20 protein-coding genes are annotated in these 25,793 nt (G+C 64.7%); 10 read left to right on the top strand and 10 right to left on the bottom strand.

Translation table 11 applies throughout. The features are described 5' to 3' along the window. The first annotated feature begins 1 nt into the window (after position 1). The 3 genes from glgX to treY are packed head-to-tail and all read left to right on the top strand — an operon-like array spanning position 2 to position 6,622. A complete protein-coding gene (gene glgX / locus IVA75_RS32615) occupies positions 2–2,080 on the top strand; it encodes a glycogen debranching protein GlgX (RefSeq protein ID WP_247287835.1) in 2,079 nt (692 codons plus the stop codon). Beyond that, positions 2,077–3,828 (top strand): malto-oligosyltrehalose trehalohydrolase, encoded by a 1,752-nt coding sequence (gene treZ, locus IVA75_RS32620; RefSeq protein ID WP_247287833.1) that lies wholly within the window; start codon positions 2,077–2,079, stop codon positions 3,826–3,828. Before glgX ends, treZ begins: the two co-directional genes overlap by 4 nt. A gap of 1 nt (position 3,829) precedes the next feature. Next, positions 3,830–6,622, top strand: a complete 2,793-nt coding sequence (gene treY / locus IVA75_RS32625; protein ID WP_247287832.1) for a malto-oligosyltrehalose synthase — start codon at positions 3,830–3,832, stop codon at positions 6,620–6,622. On the opposite strand, the gene IVA75_RS32630 is transcribed toward treY, so the two are convergent. Continuing rightward, positions 6,619–6,936: a polyhydroxyalkanoic acid system family protein gene (locus IVA75_RS32630; protein WP_027570555.1), complete on the bottom strand. Its 318-nt coding sequence runs from the start codon at positions 6,934–6,936 to the stop codon at positions 6,619–6,621. The two genes, treY and IVA75_RS32630, sit on opposite strands and share 4 nt — an antisense overlap. Positions 6,937–7,121: 185 nt before the next feature. Between IVA75_RS32630 and IVA75_RS32635 the strand changes: the two genes are divergently transcribed. Then, the gene (locus IVA75_RS32635) at positions 7,122–7,286 is read left to right on the top strand and encodes a DUF3309 family protein (protein WP_007595743.1); all 165 of its coding nucleotides are present in this window, start codon (positions 7,122–7,124) and stop codon (positions 7,284–7,286) included. Positions 7,287–7,389: 103 nt separating this feature from the next. On the opposite strand, the gene ligD is transcribed toward IVA75_RS32635, so the two are convergent. After that, positions 7,390–10,080, bottom strand: a complete 2,691-nt coding sequence (gene ligD / locus IVA75_RS32640) for a DNA ligase D (protein WP_247287831.1) — start codon at positions 10,078–10,080, stop codon at positions 7,390–7,392. A gap of 118 nt (positions 10,081–10,198) precedes the next feature. On the opposite strand from ligD, the gene IVA75_RS32645 reads away from it, so the two are divergent. Continuing rightward, complete coding sequence (locus IVA75_RS32645) at positions 10,199–11,083, top strand: Ku protein (RefSeq protein ID WP_247287830.1); 885 nt, start codon at positions 10,199–10,201, stop codon at positions 11,081–11,083. Between the two features lie 218 nt (positions 11,084–11,301). On the opposite strand, the gene IVA75_RS32650 is transcribed toward IVA75_RS32645, so the two are convergent. From IVA75_RS32650 to IVA75_RS32680, 7 genes are all read right to left on the bottom strand, one after another. Beyond that, entirely contained in the window at positions 11,302–11,991 is a 690-nt protein-coding gene (locus IVA75_RS32650; protein WP_247287829.1) for a response regulator transcription factor, read from the bottom strand. Further along, positions 11,988–14,711: a sensor histidine kinase KdpD gene (locus IVA75_RS32655; RefSeq protein WP_247287828.1), complete on the bottom strand. Its 2,724-nt coding sequence runs from the start codon at positions 14,709–14,711 to the stop codon at positions 11,988–11,990. The genes IVA75_RS32650 and IVA75_RS32655 overlap by 4 nt, the downstream gene beginning before the upstream one ends. 37 nt (positions 14,712–14,748) lie before the next feature. After that, positions 14,749–15,351, bottom strand: a complete 603-nt coding sequence (locus IVA75_RS32660; protein ID WP_027570550.1) for a K(+)-transporting ATPase subunit C — start codon at positions 15,349–15,351, stop codon at positions 14,749–14,751. A gap of 110 nt (positions 15,352–15,461) precedes the next feature. After that, on the bottom strand, positions 15,462–17,576 hold the full coding sequence (gene kdpB / locus IVA75_RS32665) for a potassium-transporting ATPase subunit KdpB (RefSeq protein ID WP_247287827.1): 2,115 nt from the start codon (positions 17,574–17,576) through the stop codon (positions 15,462–15,464). A 65-nt stretch (positions 17,577–17,641) separates the two neighbouring features. Further along, positions 17,642–19,345: a potassium-transporting ATPase subunit KdpA gene (gene kdpA, locus IVA75_RS32670; protein ID WP_247287826.1), complete on the bottom strand. Its 1,704-nt coding sequence runs from the start codon at positions 19,343–19,345 to the stop codon at positions 17,642–17,644. Between the two features lie 31 nt (positions 19,346–19,376). Beyond that, positions 19,377–19,466, bottom strand: a complete 90-nt coding sequence (locus IVA75_RS32675; RefSeq protein ID WP_007595755.1) for a K(+)-transporting ATPase subunit F — start codon at positions 19,464–19,466, stop codon at positions 19,377–19,379. 11 nt (positions 19,467–19,477) lie between these two features. Next, positions 19,478–19,723, bottom strand: coding sequence for a hypothetical protein (locus tag IVA75_RS32680; protein ID WP_247287825.1), 246 nt, complete (start codon positions 19,721–19,723; stop codon positions 19,478–19,480). A 235-nt stretch (positions 19,724–19,958) separates the two neighbouring features. On the opposite strand from IVA75_RS32680, the gene IVA75_RS32685 reads away from it, so the two are divergent. The 3 genes from IVA75_RS32685 to IVA75_RS32695 all read left to right on the top strand — a co-directional run bounded on the left by IVA75_RS32685 (position 19,959) and on the right by IVA75_RS32695 (position 22,896). After that, positions 19,959–20,426, top strand: a complete 468-nt coding sequence (locus tag IVA75_RS32685; protein WP_247287824.1) for a hypothetical protein — start codon at positions 19,959–19,961, stop codon at positions 20,424–20,426. A gap of 214 nt (positions 20,427–20,640) precedes the next feature. Beyond that, positions 20,641–21,276 (top strand): uracil phosphoribosyltransferase, encoded by a 636-nt coding sequence (gene upp / locus IVA75_RS32690; RefSeq protein WP_085351919.1) that lies wholly within the window; start codon positions 20,641–20,643, stop codon positions 21,274–21,276. A 33-nt stretch (positions 21,277–21,309) separates the two neighbouring features. After that, complete coding sequence (locus tag IVA75_RS32695; RefSeq protein WP_247287822.1) at positions 21,310–22,896, top strand: AMP-binding protein; 1,587 nt, start codon at positions 21,310–21,312, stop codon at positions 22,894–22,896. A 55-nt stretch (positions 22,897–22,951) separates the two neighbouring features. Here IVA75_RS32695 and IVA75_RS32700 read toward each other — a convergent pair whose 3' ends face one another. Next, complete coding sequence (locus tag IVA75_RS32700; RefSeq protein ID WP_247287820.1) at positions 22,952–24,118, bottom strand: acyl-CoA dehydrogenase family protein; 1,167 nt, start codon at positions 24,116–24,118, stop codon at positions 22,952–22,954. 227 nt (positions 24,119–24,345) lie between these two features. On the opposite strand from IVA75_RS32700, the gene IVA75_RS32705 reads away from it, so the two are divergent. After that, a complete protein-coding gene (locus IVA75_RS32705) occupies positions 24,346–24,798 on the top strand; it encodes a MaoC family dehydratase (protein WP_007595761.1) in 453 nt (150 codons plus the stop codon). Beyond that, positions 24,798–25,649 carry a CoA ester lyase gene (locus IVA75_RS32710; RefSeq protein ID WP_247287818.1) on the top strand — a complete coding sequence of 284 codons (852 nt, stop codon included), beginning with the start codon at positions 24,798–24,800 and terminating at the stop codon, positions 25,647–25,649. The genes IVA75_RS32705 and IVA75_RS32710 overlap by 1 nt, the downstream gene beginning before the upstream one ends. Positions 25,650–25,793: the final 144 nt, after the last annotated feature.

The raw sequence follows: 25,793 nt of genomic DNA on the forward strand, positions 1-25,793 counted from the left end.
GATGCGCCTGACTGCGGGATCGCCCGCACGCCTCGGCGCAAGCTGGGACGGACGCGGCACCAATTTTGCGCTGTTCTCCGCCAACGCGCAGAAGGTCGAGCTGTGCCTGTTTGACATGCAGGGCCGCCGCGAACTCGAGCGCGTCGAGCTGCCGGAGCGCACCGAGGACGTCTGGCACGGCTATCTCAACGACGTATCGCCCGGCCAGCTCTACGGCTATCGCGTGCATGGCCCCTACGAGCCCGAGCACGGCCACCGCTTCAACGCCAACAAGCTGCTGCTCGACCCCTATGCCAAGCGGCTTTCCGGGCGGCTGGTCTGGAGCGACGCGCATTTCGCCTATCGCACCGGAAGCCCGCGCGAGGACCTGTCGTTCGACCGGCGCGACAACGCGCGCGGCATGCCGAAGGCCGTCGTCGTCGACGAGACCTTCAACTGGGGCCGCCGCGAGATCCGGCCCAACATTCCCTGGGAAGACACCATCATCTACGAGGCCCACGTCAAGGGACTGACACAGAAGCGCGACGACGTGCCGCCGAATTTGCGCGGCACCTATGGCGGCCTGTCCTCGCCGGCCATGATCGAGCACCTGAAGAAGCTCGGCGTCACCACCGTGGAGCTTCTGCCGGTGCACAGCTTCGTCGATGACCGCATCCTGGTGGAGAAGAAGCTCGTCAATTACTGGGGCTATAACACCCTGTCCTTCTTCGCGCCCGAGCAGCGCTACGCCCAGGACAACGCCCTCGATTCCTTCCGCACCACGGTCGCGCGCCTGCACGATGCCGGCATCGAGGTGATGCTCGACGTCGTCTATAACCACACAGCCGAGGGCAATCACCTCGGCCCGACGCTGTGCTATCGCGGCATCGACAACGCGTCTTATTACTGGCTGAACCGCGAGAACCCGCGCTATTACGACGACTTCACCGGCTGCGGCTCGTCGGTGAACCTCACCCATCCGCGCGTGCTGCAGATGGTGATGGATTCCCTGCGCTACTGGGTCGAGGTCTGCCACGTCGACGGTTTCCGTTTCGACCTCGCCACCACGCTGGCGCGCGGGCCGAACGGCTATGATCGCGGCAGCTCGTTCCTGACCGCGATCCGGCAGGATCCGGTGCTGGCGAGCGTCAAGCTCGTCGCCGAACCCTGGGACCTCGGCCTCGGCGGCTATCAGGTCGGCGCATTTCCCTCGCAATGGTCGGAGTGGAACGACCGCTACCGCAGCGCCATGCGCCGCTACTGGAGCGGCGAAGGCAGCCTGATCGGCGACATTTCCAGCCGCATGACTGCGTCCTCCGACCTGTTCAACCACGACGGACGGCGGCCGCGCGCCAGCGTCAACCACATCACCGTGCATGACGGTTTCACCCTCGCCGATCTCTTCAGCTACAACGAGAAGCACAACGGGGCCAATGGCGAGGACAATCGCGACGGCTCCAACGACAACCACAGCAACAATTGCGGTGTCGAGGGCCCGACCGACGATCCCCAAATCGTCAGCTTGCGCCGGCAGCTTCGCAAGAACGTGCTGGCCTGCCTCATGCTGGCGCAAGGCATTCCGCTGATCCTCGCAGGCGACGAGGTCGGGAATTCGCAATCAGGCAACAACAACGCCTATTGCCAGGACAACGAGGTTGGCTGGGTCGGCTGGGACAATCTCGGTAAGGACGGCGACGACATGGTCGATTTCGTCGCCGAACTCGCCGATATCCGCCGCCGGTTCTCGCAGCTTCGCAGCCATCGCTGGCTCGACGGTCGCCCCAAGGACGGCATCTCCTACGGCGCGCTGTGGCTGACGCCGGCGGGCGACGAAATGACGGAAAGCGACTGGAAATTCCCGGAAGGGCGGTTCCTCTCCTATGTGATGGGGCCGATGGAACCCGGCAGCGCCGCGATCTTTATCGTACTCAACGCAGCCCCCGAAGAGATCGCATTCAAATTGCCAAAAATGACCGAATACAAGAGTTGGCAGCAAATCCTGAACACGACCGACGCCAAGCTGAACACGGTCGACTTCCAGCCCGGAAGCGACAGCAAGGCGCCCCCGCGCTCCGTGCTCGCTTTCGCGGGGGCGCTATGAGGCCATCCTTCGGGGCGAGGCCGACGAAGGACGGCGTGTCGTTCCGGCTGTGGGCGCCTGCGGCGCGCCGTGTCGATCTGCTGCTCGACAGACGACACGCGATGCAGCGCCGGCAGGATGGCTGGTATGTCGCCGAGATTGCCAATCTGCCCGTCGGCAGCACCTACAAATTCAGGATCGACGACGAGATCGACGTGCCCGATCCGGCGTCTGCATTCCAGCCCGACGACGTGTTCGGCCCGAGCGAGGTGATCGATCACGACGCCTTTGCCTGGCGCGCATCCGATTGGCGCGGCCGTCCCTGGGAGGAGACGGTGCTGATCGAGACGCATGTCGGCACCTTCACCGCGGAAGGCACCTATCCCGCCATGATCGACAAGCTCGATCATCTCGTCGCGACCGGCATCACCGCGGTCGAGCTGATGCCGCTGGCCGACTTCGCCGGTCGCCGCGGCTGGGGTTATGATGGCGTGCTGTGGTACGCGCCCGACAGCGCCTATGGTCATCCCGATGATTTGAAGAGGCTGATCGACGAAGCCCATCTGCGCGGGCTGATGGTGTTCCTCGACGTCGTCTATAATCATTTCGGGCCCGAGGGAAATTACCTCGGCCGCTACGCGCCGACCTTCTTCACCGACGCGCATACGCCGTGGGGCAGTGCGATCGATTATCGCGTGCCGCAGGTTCGCGCTTTTGCCGTCGAGAACGCGCTGTCGTGGCTCAGCGACTATCGCTTCGACGGCCTCAGGCTTGATGCCGCCAACCACATCATGGCGATCCCCGGCGAGCAATCGATGCTGCAGGACCTCAGCGTCGCCGCGGGCGAGCTTGCCAAGGCGACGGGGCGGCACATCCATCTCGTGCTGGAGAACGGCGACAACCGCGCGAGCCTGCTCGACGCGGCGCAGGAGCCACCGAACGGCAAATATCGCGCCCAGTGGAACGACGACTACCACCACGTCTGGCACGTGATGCTGACGGGAGAGCTCGCCGGCTATTACGCGGACTATCAAACGCCGCGGCTCGATCTCGCACGCGCGCTCGCCTCCGGCTTCGTCTATCAGGGCGAGATCTCGGAATTCTGGGGCAAGCAGCCGCGCGGCGAGAAAAGCGACGAGCTGCCGCCGGCAACCTTCGTCAACTTCCTGCAAAACCACGACCAGATCGGCAACCGGCCGCTCGGTGACCGGCTCGAAAGCCTGGCATCGCCCAAGCAGATCGAAGCAGCACTCGCGGTGACCCTGCTGGCGCCGATGGTGCCGATGCTGTTTCAGGGCGAGGAGTGGGGCTCCACCGTGCCCTTCCCGTTCTTCTGTGACTTCCAGGGCGGACTGGCTGATGCCGTCCGCAAGGGGCGCAAGCAGGAGTATGCCTGGGCCTATGAGACGTACGGCGACGAGGTGCCCGACCCGCTCGATCCGGCAACGCTGCAATCGGCCGTGCTCGACTGGACCGGCCACACGCCGGAGCAGGATGCACGTCTCGCGCTGGTGCGGGAGCTGCTCGCACTCCGTCACAAAGAGATCGCGCCACGACTGAAAGGTGCGCGCTTCGGTGATGCCGCCGTAGCCGATAGCGGCCTGCTCACCGCACATTGGCACATGGGAGATGGCGCGACGTTGCGCCTCGTAGCCAATCTCGCCGACAAGGACGCCGCATATTCCGGCGGTGTGGGCACCCTGATCTGGGGCGGCGCGACCGGCGACCGGCTTGCGCCCTGGTCGGTGGTCTGGCACCTCGGAGCTTGACATGCCTTCAGCCGTTCCTCTCGCAACCTACCGGCTTCAGCTCACCGCGGATTTCGACTTCGACAAGGCCGCCGCGGTGGTGCCCTATCTGAAGGCGCTGGGAATCACGCATCTCTACACCTCGCCGGTGATGAAGGCCCGCAAGGGCTCGACGCACGGCTATGACACCGTCGACCACAGCCAGTTCAATCCGGAGCTCGGCGGCGAGGCCGGCTTCGCCCGGCTGAGCGAAGCGCTGACGCGACACGACCTCGGCCTCATCATCGATTTCGTACCGAACCATGTCGGCGTCCACTTCGCCGACAATCCCTGGTGGCTGGACGTGCTGGAATGGGGCCAGGCCTCGCCGCACGCCGTCTCCTTCGATATCGATTGGGATCAACTGGCTTTCCGCGCCCGTGGCGGCGTGCTGCTGCCGATCCTCGGAGCGTCCTATGGCGAAGCGCTCGAGAGCGGCGACATCGAGCTGCGCTACGATCCCAATGAAGGTAGTTTCTCCGCCTGGTATTTCGAGCATCGATTGCCGATCGCGCCGGAGCGTTATGGCGAGATGCTGCGGATGATCGTGAAGGAAGCCGACGCCGCCGAGACCGAGGCCGGCAAGCGCATGCTGTCGCTCGCGGCGCGCTACACGGGACTGCGCCGTCCCAACCGCAAGGAAGCGCCCGGCTTCAAGGCAGAGCTCAGGGAGATCGCAGGCAGCGCCGACGTCATCGCGCGCGGCCTCGGCGCGTATCGCGCCGCCAAGGACCGCCCCGCGCAGACGCTGGCGCTGCATCATTTGCTGGAGCGCCAGCACTACAAGCTCGGGCACTGGCGGCTTGCCTCCAGCGACATCAACTATCGCCGCTTCTTCGACGTCAACGGGCTCGCCGGCATGCGCGTCGAGGATCCCGGCACGTTCGCCGCCACGCACCGGCTGGTGAAGCAACTCATTGCCGAAGGCAAACTGCAAGGCATCCGGCTTGATCATATCGACGGGCTGCGCGATCCCGCGCAATATTGCCAGCGGCTGCGCCGGCTGGTGCGTGACGCGCAGGGCACTACAAAACCGTTCTATACGGTGATCGAGAAGATCCTGTGCGAGCACGAGCGCCTGCCGCATTTCGCCGGCGTCCAGGGCACCACCGGCTATGAGTGGATGAATGCCATCACCCACGTTCTGGTCGACGCCAAGGGGCTGCAAGCCCTCGACGAGACCTGGCGGCAGATCAGCAACCGGCCGCCACGGCTGGCGCCTTACGTCAAGGACGCCAAAAGGCGCGTGCTGGAGACGCTGCTGACCAGCGAATTCACCGTTCTGACGCGCCTGCTTGCGCGCATCGCCAACGGGCACTACTCGACCCGCGACTTTTCCGCCGACAGCCTGCGGCAGGCGCTCGAGCTCTACGTGCTGCATTTCCCGGTGTATCGCACCTATTTGACGACAGGCGCGCCAACCGCGAACGATCGCAAGCTGATCGACGACACCATCGAGCAAGCGCGCCGGGAATGGTTTGCCGCAGACGAAGGCATTTTCGACTTCCTGCGCGACGCGCTCACCATGGACCTGCTCAAGCCTGGCCGTCCCCCTCACAGCGCGCCGCGGGTGCGCCGCTTTGCGCTGAAGGTGCAGCAATTCACCGGGCCGATGATGGCGAAATCGCTGGAGGACACTGCCTTCTATCAATTCCACCGGCTGCTCGCCCTGAACGAAGTCGGCGGCGATCCCGCGAGCAAGGGCCTCACCATTTCCGCTTTCCACGACACCATGCAGGCTCGCGCCAGAGAATGGCCGCAAGGGATGACGGCGACCGCCACGCACGACACCAAACGTGGCGAGGACGCCCGGGCGCGGATCGCTGCCATAAGTGAAATTCCCGGCGAATGGACCAGCGCGGTCGCGCGCTGGAAAGTCCTGAACGCACCGCACCTCGCGCTCGACGGCAATCTGCGCGCTCCGTCGGCCACGTTCGAATACATGCTCTACCAGACCCTGCTCGGCGCCTGGCCGCTTGTGGAGACGGCCGATGCAGGTTTCGTCGCGCGTATCCAGGCCTATGCGCTCAAGGCCGCGCGCGAGGGCAAGGAGGAGACGAGCTGGCTCAACCCGCACGAGGCCTATGAGAACGGCGTCAAGAGCTTCATCGCGAAGATCCTCGATCCCGCGTTGTCAGGCGAATTCCTCGAGGCGCTGCAAACCCTTGCACGCCGCGTCGCGCTGCTCGGCGCGCTGAATGCGCTGAGCCAGCTCACGCTCAAGGCGACTCTGCCGGGCGTGCCCGACTTCTACCAAGGCACCGAATTCTGGGACCTGTCGCTGGTCGATCCCGACAACCGGCGTCCGGTGGATTTCTCCGCGCGACACGCGTCGCTGGGCACGCTGGACAATCCGGATTGGAATCATCTGATCAAGAGCTGGCCGGACGGCCAGCTCAAGCTGGCCTGGACGCGGCACCTGCTCAAGCTGCGCAACGAGCTGCCCGACGTCTTCGCGCGAGGTGACTACCAGCCGCTTCAGGTGCGGGGCGCACATGCCGACCATGTCGTGGCCTTTGCCCGCCGCCACGGCCGCGCCGCGGCAATCGTCGCGGTCGGGCGCCACTTCGCACCGTTCACGCAAGCAGGACGCGAATGGCCGGCGCTCGATGGGGCCGACGCCACCATCGACGTCACGGGCTACAACGTGCCGGGTTTGGCCGGCAACGATCTGCCGCTGGCGCAGGCGCTTCGCGGTTTTCCCGCTACGGTCATCCCGGCGCGGCCCGCGGGTGCGGCGAAGCCGGTGCGGCAGCGCGCCGCGCTTGAGCGCTAGCTTTTCGCGTCTTTGCCCAACAGCAGCTGGCCACGCTTGCGGATCGTGGCCTGCGCCATCTCAGCAAAGCGCTGCAATAGCCAGGGCAGCACGACCTGCACCTTGACATGATCGTCGGCGACGTCGACCTGCCCCGTTGCGATCTGCCCGAGCGCGCGGATGCGAAAATTCATGCTGTCGCCGTTCCAGCGCTCCTCCTCGACCTGCATCACGGGAATGCTCGCCGCAGCACGGCCAAGCCCAGTCTTGAGCCGGCGCACCGCCTCCTCGCGGCCGAGGCGGTGGGGAATGGAGACGACAAGCGGTGCTGACATGGCTCTGCCCGGTTAGTGATTGAACCTCACATAGTCATGCCCGCCGGTACCACAAAGGTTCCATGCAAGTTGCGCGTGCACCCGGTGTTTCATTGGCGGAACTTTAGAACCTGCGGCAAGTTGCCCTCGCACCACGGGACAGGTTGCAAACGACCCTTCAACGAAGGGCTGGAGGAGATTTCCGCATGTCTATCGGTACGATCATTCTGATCATTTTGGTCATCGCGCTGCTCGGCGGCTTCAGCGGCATCGGCGGCGGCCCGTTCTACGGCACCGGCTATTACGGCGGCGGCGGCCTCGGGCTCGTCATCGTGATCTTGCTGATCCTGTTACTGCTGGGACGGATCTAGCGACCGAGCGAATATCTAGTAGGGTGGGCAAAGGCGCAACGCGCCGTGCCCACCTTTTTGCTCGGCCGAGAGAGGATGGTGGGCACGCTTCGCTTTGCCCACCCTACTTCGTTTTCCCGGCGAGCTTCTTGATCGCGGCCTTGATCGACGCGGCGGCATCGTCATAACCATCCCACGCCTTCGACCGCGGCAGCAGCCCCGGCACGCTGCGCAGCGTGTAGCGCTTCGGATCGAGATCGGTCTTCACCTGCGCCCAGGTGAGCGGCATCGACACGGTGGCGCCGGCGCGCGCACGCGGCGACAGAGGGGCCACCGCCGTCGACATGCGGTCGTTGCGCAAATAGTCCAGGAAGATCTTTCCCTCTCGCAACTTCTTCGACATGTTGAGCAGGTAGCGCTCGGGAGCGTCGTCCGCCATCCACTGGCAGACGCCTTGTGCGAAGGCCTTGGCCTCCTTCCAGCTCACCTGATCGCCCGCGCCATGACGCAGCGGTACCACGACGTGCAGGCCCTTGCCGCCGGTGGTCTTGCAGAAGCTTTCCATGCCGATGTCGGTCAGCCGCTGCCGCATCTCCTTGGCGGCCTCGACGACCTCGGCGAAGACGACGTCGGGCGCCGGGTCGAGATCGAACACCAGCCGGCCCGGGATATCGTAGGCGTAGGGCGCGCAGTTCCAGGGATGCAGCTCGACGCCACCAATCTGTGCTACGGCCGCGAGCCCCTCGACCCGATCGATCTGCAGGTAAGGCTTGCGGTCGCCGGAGACCCGCGCGAGCTCAAGAAGGTTCGAGGTGCCCTGCATGGCGTGGCGCTGGAAGAAGCATTCGCCCTTGATGCCGTCCGGGGCGCGGATCAGCGAGCACGGCCGGCCCTTCAGGTGCAGGATCATCCATTCGCCGACGGCTTCGAGATAGCGCGCGAGATCCAGCTTGGTGACCGGATCGCCATTGCCGTCGTCCGGCCAGAGCTGCTTGTCCGGCTTGGAGATGACGACTCCCATCACTTCGGCACTGCCGCCAGCCTGGGCCGTTCGTGCGCCAGTCTTCGCTTGCGCGCGCGGCTTGGCGCGCCGCTTCGTCGAAGGCTCGGCAAGCTCCGTATCCACCGGTGTCTCCGCCTCGACCTCCTCCGCCGGTTTGTCCTGCCGCAGCCCCTTGAAGGCGGCTTGGCGGATATTGCCGTCGGCGGTGAAGCCGGCGAACTCGATCTCCGCCACGAGCTCCGGCTTCAGCCAGTGCACCTCGCGCGCTTTCTTCGGTGCGTTCTTGCCGCCGAACGGGCTTTGCTTCGCCTCCATGGCCTTGAGGGACGGCATGATGCGCTTGACCTTGTCGGCGCCGAAGCCGGTGCCGACCATGCCGACGAAGGCGAGATGATCGCCACGGTGCACGCCCGCCATCAGCGAGCGGAATTTGCCGTTGGTGGTCTTGTAGCCGCCGATCACGACCTCATGGCCGGCGCGGCATTTGGCCTTGGTCCAGCTTTCCGTCCGCCCCGAACGATAAGGCGCGTCGAGCTTCTTCGACACCACGCCCTCAAGCTCGAGCTTGCAGGCCGATTGCAGCACGGCGTCGCCGCCGCTTTCGAAATGCTCGACATAGCGAATCTGGCTCGATTTCTTCTTACGTGCCTCCAGGAGCTCCTTAAGGCGGTCCTTGCGCTCCCCGAGCGGTAGCCGCCGCAAATCGAGGCCTTCGACGAACAGGAGGTCGAAGGCGAAGAAGATGAGCTCGTCGGTCTTGCCGTCCGACAGCGCGGCCTGGAGTGACGAAAAATTGGGTGCTCCGTTGTGATCGAGCGCGACGATCTCGCCGTCGATCATCATATCCGGCAACGCGCCCGCCTCCTTCGCGATGCTTGCGAATTTTTCGGTCCAGTCGAGGCCTTTGCGCGTCTTCAACGTCGCCTTGCCGCCCTCGACCCGCAGCTGCACGCGGTAGCCGTCGAACTTGATCTCGTGGCACCAGCCGTCGCCACCCGGCGGGCGCTCGACCGAGGTGCAGAGCTGCGGCGCGACGAAGTCCGGCATCTCCGCCGCCTTCTTCGCGGTCGTGGCGGTCGTGGCTTTCTTCTTTGCCGTTTTGCCGGTTTTCAACGCCGCGCGGGGCGTCGGCTTGACCGTGCGCTCTTTCGCCTCGTCCGCCCGGTTGGACTGCCAGACCGCGTCGGCCTTGGCCTTGGTGCCCTTCGCCAGCATGAACGGTTTTGGCGCGCGCCCCTTGCCTCCGGCGATCTGCTCCATCGGACGGCCGGAGGCGACCGATTTGTCCTCCTCGAGAATGTCGTTGTCTGCGCCCTCGCGAACATGTTCGTCGCGATGCTTGATCAGGAGCCAATTGGTCCGTTTGCCGCCGGTACGGTCGTTGCGCATGCGCACCAAGACCCAGCTGCCGTGTAGCTTCTCGCCATGCAGGGTGAACTTCAGATCGCCCTTCTTGAAACCGCGTTCGGGATCTTCGGATTCCCAAGTGCCGCGGTCCCACAGCATGACCGTGCCGCCGCCGTACTGGCCCTCCGGAATCGTGCCCTCGAAATCACCATAGTCGAGCGGATGGTCTTCGACCTCGACGGCCAGCCGCTTGTCGTGCGGATCGAGCGAGGGCCCTTTCGTCACCGCCCAGGACTTGAAGACGCCGTCGAACTCAAGCCGCAGATCGTAGTGCAGCCGCGTGGCGTCGTGCTTCTGGATCACGAAGCGCCGCTGCTTCGATGGCGCCACCGCGGTTTTGCCCGACGGCTCCGGCGTCTTCTCGAAATCACGTTTCTGTCGATACTTGGAGAGCTTTTGCAGCACGACTGGTCCCGGATTCTCTTTCGGCGTGGAAGCCTATCACGGCCCGCATCCCACCCGGAACCAAAACCCCGCGGGACGGTTGGGGTTCCAAAATGACTCGCAGACGCTGGAGAACGGAATGGCACCGCGCGCCTATTGGAAGGGAACGTTGAAGCTCTCGCTGGTCAGTTGCCCCGTCGTGCTTTATCCGGCGACCACCGCGGCCGAGAAGACGCGGTTTCACATGATCAACCGCGAGACCGGCAACCGGTTGAAGCAGCAGATGATCGACGCCGAGACCGGCGACGTCGTCGAGAGCGACCAGAAGGGACGCGGCTACGAGCTGCGTAAGGGCAAATATGTCGAGATCGAGCCGGAGGAGCTCGAAGCCGTCCAGATCGAGAGCAACCACACCATCGACATCGAGAGTTTCGTGCCGAGCGACGAGATCGACCAGCGCTATCTCAACCATCCCTACTATATCGCGCCCGACGGCAAGGCCGCGGTCGATGCTTTCGCCGTGATCCGCGACGCCATGAAGGACCAGGATCGCGTCGCGCTCGCCAAGATCGTACTCACCAATCGCGAGCACATCATCGCGATCGAGCCGCTCGGCAAGGGCCTGCTCGGCACCACGCTGCGCTTCCCTTACGAACTGCGCGACGAGGACCAGTTCTTCGACGACATCAAGAGCCCGAAGATCACCAAGGACATGGTTGAGCTCGCCGGCCATATCCTCCAGACCAAGGCCTCCCATTTCGATCCCAGCAAGTTCAAGGACGACTACGAGAACGCGCTGAAGGCGCTGGTGAAGCGCAAGGCCAGCGGCAAAAAGATCGAGCTGCCGGAGCCCCAGGAGCGGCCGAGCAATGTCGTCAGCCTGATGGATGCGCTGAAGCAGAGCTTGAAGGGACGCGGCGGGAAGAAGACGGCGGCGAAGTCCCATGCGCGCCGGGCATCGGGGCGAACGCGGGCCGCGAAGAAGACGCATCGGTCGACGGCGCGGCAGAGGAAGGCGGGTTGACTTAATCCGTCATTGCGAGCGCAGCGAAGCAATCCAGCATCTTTCCGCGGGGGCAGTCTGGATTGCTTCGCTGCGCTCGCAATGACGATGCTGATGCAGGCTTGCGCCGACCGTCATGCCCGGGCTTGTCCAGGGCATCCACGTTCTCGGTCCCCTGGGTCAAGACGTGGATGGCCGGGACAAGCCCGGTCATGACGGATCGTTGCACGTGGGCAGCCCTAATCCCCTGCCCTTAACCGGTACCCGATCCCCGTCTCCGTCAGCACATATTGCGGCCGCTCCGGATCGGCTTCGATCTTCTGCCGGAGCTGGCGGACATAGACGCGCAGATATTGGGCATCCGTCAGTTCGTCCCAGAGCTCCCTCAGCAGGAAGCGGTGAGTGAGCACCTTGCCGGCGTGCTGCACCAACACACGCAGGAGGTCATATTCCTTCGGCGACAGTTTGACATCGCGCTCTCCGACCCTGACGATCCGGCGCACCAGATCGACCGAAAGATCGCCGGCACGAAACACCGGCCGTTCGCCCTGAATCTGAAGCTGGTGCCGCAGCGCGGCGCGCAGGCGCGCCAGCAGCTCGTCCATGCCGAACGGCTTTGTCAGGTAATCGTCGGCCCCGAGATCGAGCGCCTCCACCTTGCCGGCCTCATCGCCACGGCTCGACAACACCACGATCGGCACAGCTTCATTGCGGGCGCGGATGGTACGTAACAGCTCATGGCCCTGGATATCGGGCAGGCCGAGATCGAGGATGATCAGCGCGGGATCCTCGCTGAGCTTCTCCAGCGCGGTCTTGCCGTTCGACGCCTCCAGGATCTCATAGCCTTGCGTCGAGAGCCCCATCCGCAGCAATTTGCGGATCGGCGGCTCGTCGTCGATGACAAGAACTTTGATCGGGGCTGCGCTCATGCGGCGGTATCCAATGCGTGGGTCCGGGCTGGAATGGGCAGACGAATCGTCAGAACCGCCCCGCTCCGGTCGCCGCGATTCGCGGCCGAGATCGTGCCACGCATCGCCTCGACGAAGCCGCGGGAGATGGCGAGCCCGAGCCCGGTGCCGGGACGGACATGGTCGCCCTTCTGCGCGCGATAAAACTTGTCGAACACGCTCTCGAGCTCCTCGGACGGAATGCCGTCACCCTCGTCGGCGATCTGGAGCACCACATGATCGCTGTCGCGCCGGCTGCGGATCGAGACCGTGGCGTGGGGCGGCGAATATTTGGCGGCGTTGTCGAGCAGGTTGAACAGCACCTGCTCGAACAGCACCGCATCGAGCTGGAGCATGGGAAGATCTGCGGCCAACTCCAGCTCCACCTTGTGGGCGGTGAGGATCTTGGCTGCACGCCGGAGCGCACTGCCGACGATCTCTCCGAGATCGTGCAACGCAGCGTTGGGCACGATGGCGCCGGATTCGAGCTTGGTCATGTCGAGCAGATTGGCAATGAAGCGGTTGAGCCGTTCGGATTCGTCGATGACCGTCGCCAGCAGGTCGCGCTTCTCGGTGTCGGAGAGCGCGCTGGCAAGATCGCGCATAGTCGAGGCCGCACCCAGCACGGATGCGAGCGGCGTCTTCAGGTCGTGTGAAATCGAGGTCAGCAATGCGGAACGCAGCCGCTCGGATTCGACGGAGCGCTTGACGCGATCGACGTCCTCGACCAGCAGCACGCGCTCGATCGCCAGCGCGCCTTGGTCGACCAGCGCGTCCAGCAGCCGGCGCTGGTCCGGCGTCAGCAAGGGACCGGTGCGGTCGTCGTCGATGCCGATGACGCCGATCGGGCCGCGCCCGGTGCGCATCGGCAGGAACAGCCGCTTTGCGCCGGGCAGCGTGTCCGAGCCGCGGCCTGCAGGGCGGTCGTTGCTCCTGGCCCAGTTGGCGGCGGCAAGGTCGGCCTGATCGAGATCGTCCTCGGGGGGATAGCCCGACTTCACCGTGAGCAGACCTTCGTCCGGCAATAGCAGCACCACGCGGACTTTCAGCATCAGCGCGATCTGGTAGGCGGTCGCCCACAGCACGTCGTCGAGCGTACCGGTGCCGGCGAGCTTGCGGCTGAAAGCATAGAGCTGCTCCGTGGTCCGGATGCGGCCGATCGCAGCATCAGCCTGGGTGCGGACCCGCCCCGCCACGTTCGACACCACGAACGCTATCAGCATGAAGAAAAAGAACGCCGCGACATTGGTCGGATCGGTGATGGTGAAGGTATAGACCGGCGGCAGAAAGAAGAAATTGTAGGCGAGCGACGCCGCGACGCTCGCAAGCAGCGACGGCCATAATCCGTAGCGCACGGCAACCGTCACCACGGCGGTCAGAAACATCAGGTCGACGTTCTCAATGCCGAAATAAGGCTTGATGGCCACGGCGGCAGCGAGGCCAAGCGCGGTGATCCCGAGTGCCTTCAGATAGGGCCGCGCATCGAACGGATCCGATCGCGTTGCGGTCAGCACCGCCGTCTTCGGCGCCGGCTCGCTCGTGAGCTCGTCGCCTGGGATGACATGCACGCTGATATTGCCGGCGCGGCGCACCAGATCGTGCACGACGGAGCCGCGCGTCATCTCGAACCAGAGCGAGCGCGTCGACTTTCCGATCACGATCTGGGTGACGTTGTTGCCCTGCGCGAAGTTGACCACGTCGTCGGCGAGGCGGCGGCCGACGCCCGGGATCGTCAGCGCCTCGCCGCCGAGCGACTCCGCGAGCCGCAGCGTATCGGCCAGCCGGTCGCGCTCCTCATCGGACATTTGCAGGGACCGCCGCGTCTCGATCGACACCGCGATAAACGGCGCGTGCAGCCGATCGGCCAGCCGCTTGGTGTAACGCACGAGGCTGGCCGCGCGCGGATCTTCGCTGACGCAGACGAGGATGCGCTCGCCTGCGGCCCAGGGACCGGCGATCGCGTTCGCCTGCATGTGGGTGAGCAGCTGCTCGTCGACCCGTTCGGCCGTGCGCCGCAGCGCGAGTTCGCGCAACGCAGTCAGGTTACCCGGCGAGAAATAATGCTCCAGCGCCCGCTCGGCCTGCCTGGGGACATAGACCTTGCCTTCCTTCAGGCGCTGGATCAGGTCGTCGGGCGTGAGGTCGATCAGCTCGATGGCGTCTGCGCGGTCGAACACCGAATCCGGCACGGTCTCCCGCACCCGCACATGGGTGATCTGCGCGACAACGTCGTTCAGGCTCTCGATGTGCTGGATATTGACGGCGGTGTAGACGTCGATGCCGTGGGACAGCAGCTCCTCGACATCGAGATAGCGTTTCGGATGACGGCAAAGAGGAGCATTGGTGTGGGCGAGCTCGTCGACCAGCGCGATTTTCGGCCGGCGCGCGATCACGGCGTCGAGGTCCATTTCCTCGACAATCTGGCCGCGGTAGTCGAGCTTCTTGCGCGGGATCACTTCCAGCCCGCGCACCAGCGCCTCGGTCTCGGCGCGGCCATGGGTCTCGACGAAGCCGACCACGACGTCGATGCCGGCCTTGCGCTTGGCGTGGGCGCTTTGCAGCATCTCGTAGGTCTTGCCGACGCCGGGAGCGGCGCCGACGAAGATTTTCAGCTTGCCGCTCACGCCCTCCTCCCGGCGCGCGGCCTCCAGCAGCGCCTCGGGCGAAGGACGTTGTTCGGGATCGCGGCGCTCTCGGACCATCAGATCAATATAATCATCCGCGCGGACCTAGCCTAGACTACTTCGTGGCACGATCGAGCGCGAGATTCAGAGTCAGCACGTTGATCCGGGGCTCGCCGATCAGGCCGAGCAGGCAGCCCTGGGTGTTGGAAGCCACCAGTTGCTTGACCTGATCCTCCGGCACGTTTCGCGCCTTCGCGACGCGCGGCACCTGGAATTGCGCCGCTTCCGGCGAGATATCCGGATCGAGGCCACTGGCTGAGGTCGTCACGAGGTCGACCGGCACGGCGGCATTCGGATTCTCGCCCCTGAGCTTGTCCACGTCTTCCTTCAGCCGGTCGGCCAGCGCCTTGCTGGTCGGGCCGAGATTTGAGCCACCCGAATTCGCGGCGTTGTAGGGCGCCGGTACCGTCTTGGTCGAATCGTTCGGATCCGGCGCCACCGTCGCCGAGGGACGGCCGTGGAAATATTTGTCGTCCTTGAACTCCTGCCCGATCAGGGCGGAGCCGACCACCTTGCCGTCCTTCTCGATCAAGCTGCCCTGCGCCTGCGCGGGGAAGATCGCACCGGCAATAGCGGTCATCGCGAGCGGGTAGGCCAGGCCGGTGATGGCGGTGAGCACCAGCAGCAGGACGATGGCGGGGCGGATTTCTCTGAGCATGCGTTTCTCCTATTTCTTTCGTCGTGGCGAGGAGCGAAGCGACGAAGCAATCCAGTCTCTCAGCCGCGGCAAGAATTCTGGATTGCTTCGCTTCGCTCGCAATGACGGGGTTAAGCCAGGTGCAAGGCAACGACGACGAGGTCGATCGCCTTGATGCCGATGAAGGGAATGACGATTCCGCCGAGGCCGTAGATCAGCAGGTTGCGCCGGAGCAGTGCGCCGGCCCCGACCGCGCGATAGGCGACGCCCTTCAGCGCCAGCGGGATGAGCGCGATGATAACAAGTGCGTTGAAGATGATCGCCGACAGGATGGCGCTCTGCGGGCTCGACAGGTTCATGACGTTGAGCACGCTGAGCTGGGGGTAGAACGCCAGGAACATCGCCGGGATGATCGCGAAATACTTCGCGACGTCGTTGGCGATCGAGAACGTGGTCAGCGCGCCGCGCGTCATCAAGAGCTGCTTGCCGATCTCGACCACCTCGATCAGCTTGGTCGGGTTGGAATCGAGATCGACCATGTTGCCGGCCTCGCGGGCCGCCTGCGTGCCGGTGTTCATGGCGACACCGACGTCTGCCTGTGCGAGCGCCGGCGCGTCGTTGGTGCCGTCGCCGCACATCGCCACCAGCTTACCCTTGGCCTGCTCGTCGCGGATCAGCTTGAGCTTGTCCTCGGGAGTTGCCTGCGCCAGGAAGTCGTCGACGCCGGCTTCCGCTGCAATCGCGGCGGCCGTCATGGGATTGTCGCCGGTAATCATGACGGTGCGGATGCCCATGCGCCGCAGCTCGGCAAAGCGCTCGCGGATGCCGCCCTTGACGATGTCCTTGAGCTGGATGACGCCGAGCAGCCTACCGTCCCTGGCGACCGCCAGCGGCGTGCCGCCGGCCTTCGATATCTCGTCGGCAATGGTCTGGATCTCGCGGCCAATGTCCGAGAGCCCGGCGGGCTGGAAGGAACGAGCCGTGTTGCCGGAGGCGACCACCAGCGGTGCACCGCTACCGACATAATTGAGGATCGCATCGACCGCGCCCTTGCGCACCGACGAGCCGCTGGCGTCGACACCGCTCATGCGGGTCTGCGCCGTGAAGGGGATGAAGGTGGCTCCCAACTCGGCCATGTCGCGGCCACGTATGCCGTATTTCTCCTTGGCCAGCACCACGATCGAACGGCCCTCCGGGGTCTCGTCGGCAAGCGAGGCGAGCTGGGCCGCGTCCGCGAGCTCCTGCTCGGTGACGCCGCGCACCGGGCGGAAGGAGGTCGCCTGGCGGTTGCCGAGTGTAATCGTTCCGGTCTTGTCGAGCAGCAGCGTGTCGACGTCTCCGGCGGCCTCGACGGCGCGGCCGGACATCGCCAGCACGTTGAAGCGGACCAGGCGGTCCATGCCGGCGATGCCGATCGCCGACAGCAGTGCGCCAATCGTGGTCGGGATCAGCGTCACGAATAGCGCGACCAGCACAACCACCGAGATCGAGCCGCCGGCATAGGCCGCGTAACTCGGGATGGTGACGGTGGCGAACACGAAGATGATGGTGAGGCCGGCCAGCAGGATGTCGAGCGCGATCTCGTTCGGGGTCTTCGCCCGTTCCGCGCCCTCGACCAGCTTGATCATGCGGTCGATGAAGGTCGAGCCCTGCGCTGCCGTGATCCGCACGCGAATCCAGTCGGACAGCACCTGGGTGCCGCCGGTCACTGCCGAACGGTCGCCGCCAGATTCGCGGATCACGGGTGCGGACTCGCCGGTGATGGCGGCCTCGTTGACGGACGCAACGCCCTCGATCACCTCGCCATCGGAGGGAATGGTATCGCCGGCCTCGACCAGCACGATGTCGCCGACCTTGAGGCTGGTGCCCGGCACGAGATTGAAGGCCAGGCCGGCGCCGGTCAGCAGCTTTGCCTGGCTCTCGGTGCGGGTCTTGCGCAGCGATTCCGCCTGCGCCTTGCCGCGGCCTTCGGCCACCGCTTCGGCGAAGTTGGCAAACAGCACCGTGAACCAGAGCCAGACGATGATCTGGAACGTAAAGCCGAGATTCCCACCGCCCGTGACGAGGTCGCGCAGGAAGATCACCGTGGTGAGCGCAGCCACGATCTCGACCACGAACATCACCGGATTCTTGATCATCAAGCGTGGATCGAGCTTGGTGAAGGACGCGCGGATCGCAGGCACGACGATCTTGGGATCGAGCATCGCCGAGACGGACGCGCGTTTTTGCAGTTTCATGGTATCCATGGAGGTCACTCCAAACAATCAGAAGGCGGTCGATCAGAACACTCGCTGTTCAGAACACTTGTTGTTCAAAACACTTGGCCGGCGTTCATCGCGAGATGCTCGACGATGGGGCCGAGGGCGAGGGCCGGGAAGAAGGTGAGGCCGCCGATGATCAGGATCACGCCGACGACGAGGCCGACGAACAGCCCGCCCGTGGTCGGGAGGGTGCCCGCGGACGGCGGAATCGATTTCTTGGCGGCCAGCGAACCCGCGATCGCCATCGCCGGGATGATCATGAAGAAGCGGCCGACGAACATCGCGCTTGCGAGCGTGAGATTGTAGAAGAAGGTGTTGCCGGTGAGGCCCGCGAAGGCCGAGCCGTTGTTGCCGGTCGCCGAGGTGAAGGCATAGAGCACCTCGGTGAAGCCATGCGGCCCGGCATTCGCCATCGAGGCGACCGCCGCCGGATAGACCACGCCGACCGCGGTCCATCCCAGATACATCAGCGGCAGCACCAGGATCGCGAGCATCGCCATCTTCACTTCGCGCGCCTCGATCTTCTTGCCGACATACTCCGGCGTGCGGCCGACCATCAGGCCTGCCACGAAGATCGCGAGCACGACGAACAGCAGCATGCCATAGAGGCCGGCGCCGACGCCGCCGACGATGATTTCGCCGAGCTGCATATTGATCAGGGGAATCATGCCGCCGAGCGCCGTGAAGCTGTCATGCATGGCGTTGACCGCGCCGCAGGAGGCGGCCGTCGTGATCACGGCGAACAGGGAGGACGCGACGATGCCGAAGCGAACCTCCTTGCCTTCCATGTTGCCGCCGGTCAGGCCGAGCGCGTGCAGGGTCGAAGTACCGTTGGCCTCCGCCCAATAGGTGATGGCGACACCGGCGACGAACAGCACGCCCATCACGGACAGGATCGCCCAGCCCTGGCGCTGGCTGCCGACCATGCGGCCGAACACGTTGGTCAGCGCCGTACCCAGCACGAAGATCGACAGCATCTGAATGAAGTTGGACAGCGCGGTTGGATTTTCGAACGGATGCGCCGCATTGGCGTTGAAGAAGCCGCCGCCATTGGTGCCGAGCATCTTGATCGCGACCTGGGAGGCGACCGGGCCGACCGCAATGGTTTGCTTGGCACCCTCGAGCGTGGTGGCCTCGACATAGTCACCGAGCGTCTGCGGTATGCCTTGCGAGACCAGGAACAGCGTATAGACGATACAGATTGGCAACAGCACATAGAGCGTGCAGCGGGTGACGTCGACCCAGAAATTTCCGACGGTGCGTGCCGACGCACGCGAGAAGCCGCGGATCAGGGCGACCGCGAGTGCGATACCGGTCGCCGCCGACAGGAAGTTCTGGTGCGTCAAGCCGAGCATCTGCACGAGATAGGAGATCGTGCTCTCGCCGCCGTAGTTCTGCCAGTTGGTGTTGGTGATGAAGGAGATCGCCGTGTTGAAGGAGAGATCCGCGGCGACCGCGCTTTGGCCTGCCGGATTGAACGGCAGTACAGCCTGAAGTCTCATCACCCCGTAGATGATGAGGAAGCCGCCGACATGGAACAGCAGCATGGCGACCGTGTAGGTCAGCCAATGCTGCTCGCGCTTCTCGTCGACGCCGGAGAACCAGTAGATGCCGGCCTCGATGGGACGCAGCACCGGCGAGAGGAAGGTCCGCTCGCCGTTGAACACGCGCGTCATGTACCAGCCGAGCGGTTTTGTGAGCGCGACGATAATGACGCAAAAGAGAATGATCTGGAGCCAACCGATTACAGTCATGACATCAACCCTTCAGGCTTCGTGAGCACGGTCAGAACCGCTCGGGCCGCAGCAGCGCGTAAGTGAGGTAGAACAGGAGGCCGAGCGAAACGACGCCGGCGAGCGAATAATCGAAGATCATGGTCCGCTCCCTCACAGCCGTTCGCAGGCATAGGTGTAGCCAATCGCAAGGGCGAAAAAGGCGAAGCCCAGCGCCAGCATCAGAATGTCCATCATGGAGATACTCCTCGTTGCGCCCTTGATTTCGGTGCAACCGTTTCTCGGGAGACCCGGTCGGCGCGTGAAAGGAAATGCCAGTGCATTTCCACGGCGCCCACCGGCACCTTTTGACCGGGCTGAAGTGCCACCCCAGGCATAGGTTTTCGAGACGAGGGCCATGGCGAAGTTATAGGAATCTCATAAAAGGCCGGGGCTGACGGCGTGGTCGGACAACGCTCGCGAGGCACTCACATCGTCGTACCTGCGAAGGCGGAGAATGGCGCGCCACCGCCCCCATCCCGCACTTATGAAATCCCTATATCTCCCGCCCCGCCCCCATCTCGTTTTCAAATGCCGTTTTGGCCATCTTGGAGAGGCCGGCCGACTGACCGACGCCAATTCCAGGAGGCCTGACATGACCGCCGCTCTCCGGCACTACGATCCGCCCTCACTCAGTCAGCGCCTGCGCCACGCGCACACGATGACGCGACCGCTGATGCTCAAGATCATCGATCACGCCTGCCGGCACTTCCCTTCGCTCGGACAGATCGAGCGCACTGCGCGCGTCACGCGCCTGATCGAAGCAGAAGCCTGGGCCGATGCCGCGCTGGCATTGATGGAGCTGGAGCTGCCGCTATGGCAGGTCCGCCGCATCGCTTATGACGAGGGCGAATGGCACTGTGCGCTCTCGCGCGAGCGCGAGTTGCCGGATTGGCTCGACGCCGCGGTCGAGGCGCGCCACGCCGATCTCGCGCTCGCGCTGCTGTCGGCTTTCATAGAGGTCGAGGCATTGGCCCTGGAAGTTTCGCGTCCGAGCGTTCCCGCTATTCGTCCCGCGCCTGACCCGCTCTACGAGCCGGTCGGCTGCGGAAATTTCTGCTAGTGGGCGCGGTCCTGACGCTCGCCATCACACTCGTGGCGCGCGGGCTCGGAGCATAAGCCCTCAAGCCCATCGACCGCGAATTGACCATGGCTGCCTCTGGGGCGAGCAACCTGCTCCGCAGCGCGGTCGCGACGCCCGGCTGAAGGCACGTCTCCCGCACCAAAAACACTCGGCCGATCTGGCGCAGTTTCACGGAACCGTGTAGATCGGTTTCATGAGCATCAGCAACGTCAACGTCGTCGCCCATCCCCTGGTCCAGCACAAGCTCTCCCTGATGCGGGAGAAGGACCGCTCGACCAAGAGCTTTCGCGAGATCCTGAACGAGATCGGGATGCTGCTCGGCTACGAGGTGACGCGCGACCTGCCGCTGGAGCTGGTCGAGATCGAGACGCCGATTGCGCCGATGCGGGCGCCCAAGATCGCCGGCAAGAAGCTCACGCTGGCGCCGATCCTGCGCGCCGGCGTCGGCTTCCTCGACGGCATGCTGGCGCTAATGCCGTCGGCGCGCATCGCCCATATCGGGCTCTACCGCGATCCTGAGACATTGCAGGCCGTGGAATATTACTTCAAGGCGCCGCAGGACCTCTCGGACCGCACCGTGATCCTGATGGATCCGATGCTGGCGACCGGCAACTCGGCCTGCGCCGGTGCTTCCCTGCTGAAGGCGCGCGGCGCCCGCGACATCCGCTTCGTCTGCCTTCTGGCCGCGCCTGAAGGGATCGCGCAGTTCCAGAGCGAGCATCCGGACGTGCCGGTTTGGACCGCCGCGATCGACGAGCGGCTCAACGACCACGGCTACATCGTGCCGGGGCTGGGTGACGCCGGCGACCGGATGTTCGGCACCAAGTAGACAGGTTCGCGCGGTCGGGTTAGTCCGGTTGCCATGAGCGCCAACGAGTTTTCGCTGCAATCGCTGATCCGGACCGAAGCCGCCGCCGATCCGGCCTTCGTGTTCGACGGCACGCCGGTCTCGCGCGCGGAATTCTCGGAAAAGATCGAGCAGACCGCCGCCTGGCTTGCCGCACGCGGTATCGGCGCGGGCGACGTCGTCGCGGTCTGGCTGGTCAACCGGATCGAATGGATCACGCTGCTGTTCGCCGCCGCCCGGCTCGGGGCAATCGTTGCCGCCATCAATACGCGCTACCGCAGCGCGGAGGTCGCGCATCTCCTGAAGCTGTCCGGCGCCAGGCTGATGGTGATCGAAGCCGCGTTTCGCTCGATCGACTTTGCCGCTATTCTCGCCGACGTCGCCAAGGACGAGGTGCCTGCGCTGCGAGAGCTTGCAGTTGTGGGCGCGGATGAGATTCCTGCCCAATGGCCATGCGTGCGCTTCGACGCCTTCGACAAGCCCTATCCGCCGGCCCCGCCGGCTCAGGATGATTTCGATCTGCCGGTTCTGCTCTACACGACATCGGGCACGACCAAAGGACCGAAGCTTGTCGCGCATTCGCAGCGAACGCTGGCCACGCACGCCGCCTCCGTCGCCGAGGCGCTAAAACTCTCGCCCCAGCGCCATGTGCTGCTGGCCATGCTGCCGTTCTGTGGCACCTTCGGCATGACGAGCCTGCTCGGCTTCGTCGCAGCGGGCGCGACCGTCCATGCGCTCGACGCCTTCGAGGCCGCGCCGGCGCTGAAGATTCTCCGCGAGTGCGGGATCACGCATGCCTTTGGCTCGGACGAGATGTTCCGCCGCATCCTCGCCGTCACCGACGCGCCGCATCCGTTTCCGCATCTCGAAGTCTGCGGCTTTGCCGCGTTCCAGCCCGGCTGGCGCGAGCTTGCCGCGGAGGCCGAGGCGCGCGGCATGCCGTTGCACGGCCTCTACGGTTCGAGCGAGGTGCAGGCGCTGTTCTCGATCGCACGCTCGAGTGATGGCATCGCCGATCGCATCGAGGGCGGCGGCTGGCCAATGTCCCCGGAGGCCAAGGTCCGTGTGCGCGACACCGAGACCGGCGAACTCGCGGCTCGCGGCGTCTCCGGTGAGATCGAGATCCATGCGCCGTCCCGCTTCCTCGGCTACTACAACAATCCCGACGCGACGCGCGACGCCATCATCGCGGACGGCTTCTTCCGCACCGGCGATATCGGCCGGCTGCGCGGCGACGGCTCCTTCGTCTACGAAACCCGCGCGGGCGACGCCATGCGGCTCGGCGGGTTTCTTGTCGCCCCCGGCGAGATCGAGGACGAGCTCAAATCGTGCGCTGGCGTGGCCGACGCCCAGGTCGTCGCGGTCGATCTGAAGGGAAACGCACGCTGCGTTGCCTTCGTGATTGCCACCCAGGACCCCCACCACGAGCCGCCGCGGCAGGACGCGTTGATCACGCACCTGCGCGAGCGGCTCGCCGGCTACAAGGTCCCGGCGCGGATCTATGTCGTGGAGGCCTTCCCCGTCACCGACAGCGCCAACGGCGTCAAGATCCAGCGCGCCCGGCTTCGTGCCATGGCGATGGACCGGATCGCCGCGGAATAAGCACGGCCACTGGGATAGCACGCGAATTCGTCTCGGCTAAAAGGTCGCGCATCAGCTAGTACGACTTGGCCAGTCCCAGCACCTTTTCCGCAATGAAGCTGAGCGCAAGCTGCGGGCTGACCGGCGCGATGCGCGGGATCAGCACCTCGCGCAAGTAACGCTCGACGTGGAATTCCTTGGCGTAACCGAAGCCACCATGGGTCATCACCGCCTGCTCGCAGGCATGATATCCGGCCTCACCCGCAATGTATTTCGCGGCATTGGCGGCGCCGCCACAAGGCATGCCCTTGTCGTATTGCCAGGCCGCCGACATCACCATCAACCAGGCCGCCTCGAGCTCGACCCAGTTGACGGCCAGCGGATGCTGAATGCCCTGGTTCTTGCCGATGGGCCGGTTGAACACCACGCGGGTCTTGGCGTATTCGGTCGCGCGCGACAACGCGAGCTTGCCGAGGCCGACGGCTTCCGCGGCGATGAGAATGCGCTCGGGGTTCATGCCTTCGAGAATGTACTGGAAGCCTTTGCCCTCTTCGCCGATGCGATCCTCCATCGGGATTTCAAAGTCCTCGAAGAACAGCTCGTTGGAATCGACGACCTTGCGGCCCATCTTCTCGATCTCGTGGACCTTGATCCTGTTGCGATCGAAGTCCGTATAGAACAGGCTCAGCCCATGCGTCGGCGAGCGCACCTCCTCCAGCGGCGTGGTGCGCGCCAGCAGCAGGATCTTGTGCGCGACCTGCGCGGTGGAGATCCACACCTTCTGGCCGTTGACGATATAGCGGTCGTTCTTGGCCACCGCTCGGGTCTTGAGCTGGGTGGTGTTGAGGCCGGTGTTGGGCTCGGTCACGGCAAAGCACGCCTTTTCGCGGCCCTCGACCATCGGCGGCAGCATGCGCTTGCGCTGTTCCTCGGTGCCGAACACGACCACGGGATTGAGACCGAACACGTTGATGTGCACCGCGGATGCGCCCGACATGCCGGCGCCGGATTCCGCGATGGCGCGCATCATGATCGCGGCTTCGGTGATGCCGAGCCCGGAACCGCCGTAGGCCTCCGGCACGCAGATGCCGAGCCAGCCGGCGTCGGCGAGCGCCTTGTGGAAGTCGTGCGGGAAGCCGCCGTCGTGGTCCTTCTTCAGCCAATAGGCGTCAGGAAAGCCCTCGCAGATCTTCGCGATGGCGTCGCGAATGGCCTCCTGCTGATCGGTGAGCGCGAAATCCATGATGGTCTCCTTGTTGGGAGCCGCGCCCGCGCCATCTCCCCTCTTCGCGTTTCCCACGCGAAGGCCGCGGCCGATTGCTGTGCCCGGACGTGCCCTCGCTTGCGTTCTTTAGCTCGAAAAACCGGGTACAGATACGTGAATTTGCCTGCCAACTGTGTGTACCATGCATGGGATCATGCGGCGCGATGGTGTGAGCGCGCTGTTATTTCGCAGGGAGGAAGACCGCGATGGCCGGACTTTATTTCGAGGAGTTTTCCGTGGGCCAGGAGTTCAGGCATCCCCTGACGCGGACCGTCACGGAGATGGACAACACCATGTTCAGCCTGCTGACGCTCAATCCGCAGCCGCTGCACATCGACGCGCATTTTTCGGCCCAGACCGAGTTCGGCCAGCGCATTTTCAACAGCCTTTACACGCTCGGCATCATGATCGGCATGACGGTCTATGATACGACCATGGGCACCACCGTTGCCAATCTCGGCATGACCGACGTCACCTTTCCGAAACCGGTCTTCCATGGCGACACACTGCGGGCGACGACCAAGGTGCTTTCATTGCGGGAGTCCAAATCGCGTCCCAAGGCGGGAATCGTCGAGTTCGAGCACCACGCTCTCAACCAGAACGACGAGATCGTCGGAAAATGCCGCCGCATGGCGATGATGCACAAGAGGCCGGTCTGATGCGTTCGATGCTATTCGTGCCGGGCGACTCCCCGCGCAAATTCGAGAAGGCCAGCGAAGGCAAGGCCGACGCGCTGATCATCGATCTCGAAGATTCCGTCGTCACCGACAAGAAGCCGGAGGCTCGCGGGTTGACGTTGGCGATGCTCAACGGCCGCAACAAACCCCATCAGCTCTATGTCCGCGTCAACGCGCTCGACACCGGCATGACGCTCGCTGACCTTGCCGCGGTGATTCCAGGCAAGCCCGACGGCATCGTGCTGCCGAAATCGCAGGGCGGCGACGACGTGCGGCAGGTCGCGACCTGGCTCGAAGCTTTGGAAGCTGCGGCTGGTATCGCCATCGGCTCAACACGCATCGTCTGCGTCGCAACCGAAACCGCAGGATCGATCTTCGGGCTCGGCAGCTACAAGGGCTGCTCTCCTCGCCTCGCGGGCCTGATGTGGGGCGCGGAAGATCTCTCGGCCTCGCTCGGCGCTACTGAAAAGGCGTCAGGCGGCGTGTTCCATAGCCCTTATCGGCTGGCGCGCGATCTCTGCCTGATGGCGGCGGCCGCGGCCGAGGTCGCACCGATCGACACCGTCTATACCGATATCGACAATCTGGCGGGGCTCGAACAGGAAACGCGCGCGGCGCGGCGTGACGGTTTTTCGGCGAAAGCGCTGATCCATCCCAAGCACGTCGACGTGGTCAACGCGGCGTTCGAGCCGACCGAGCCCGAGCGTAATTGGGCGGAGAAGGTGATCGCGGCGTTCGCGAACAATCCGAACTCCGGCACGCTGCGCCTCGACGGCCAGATGATCGACAGGCCGCATCTTCGCGCCGCGAAGAAGATCCTCGGCCGGAGCTAGAGCAGGACGCCGCGCTGCGACAGATGGGATACAAGCCATTCTCAGCGTCGTCGTGGCCGGGCTTGTCCCGGCCATCCACGGGCTTGCACGCAAGCGGCACCCAAAAACGTGGATGCCCGGGACAAGCCCGGGCATGACGAAGCG

The sequence above is a fragment of the Bradyrhizobium sp. 134 genome, from assembly GCF_023074155.1.
Taxonomy (GTDB): domain Bacteria; phylum Pseudomonadota; class Alphaproteobacteria; order Rhizobiales; family Xanthobacteraceae; genus Bradyrhizobium.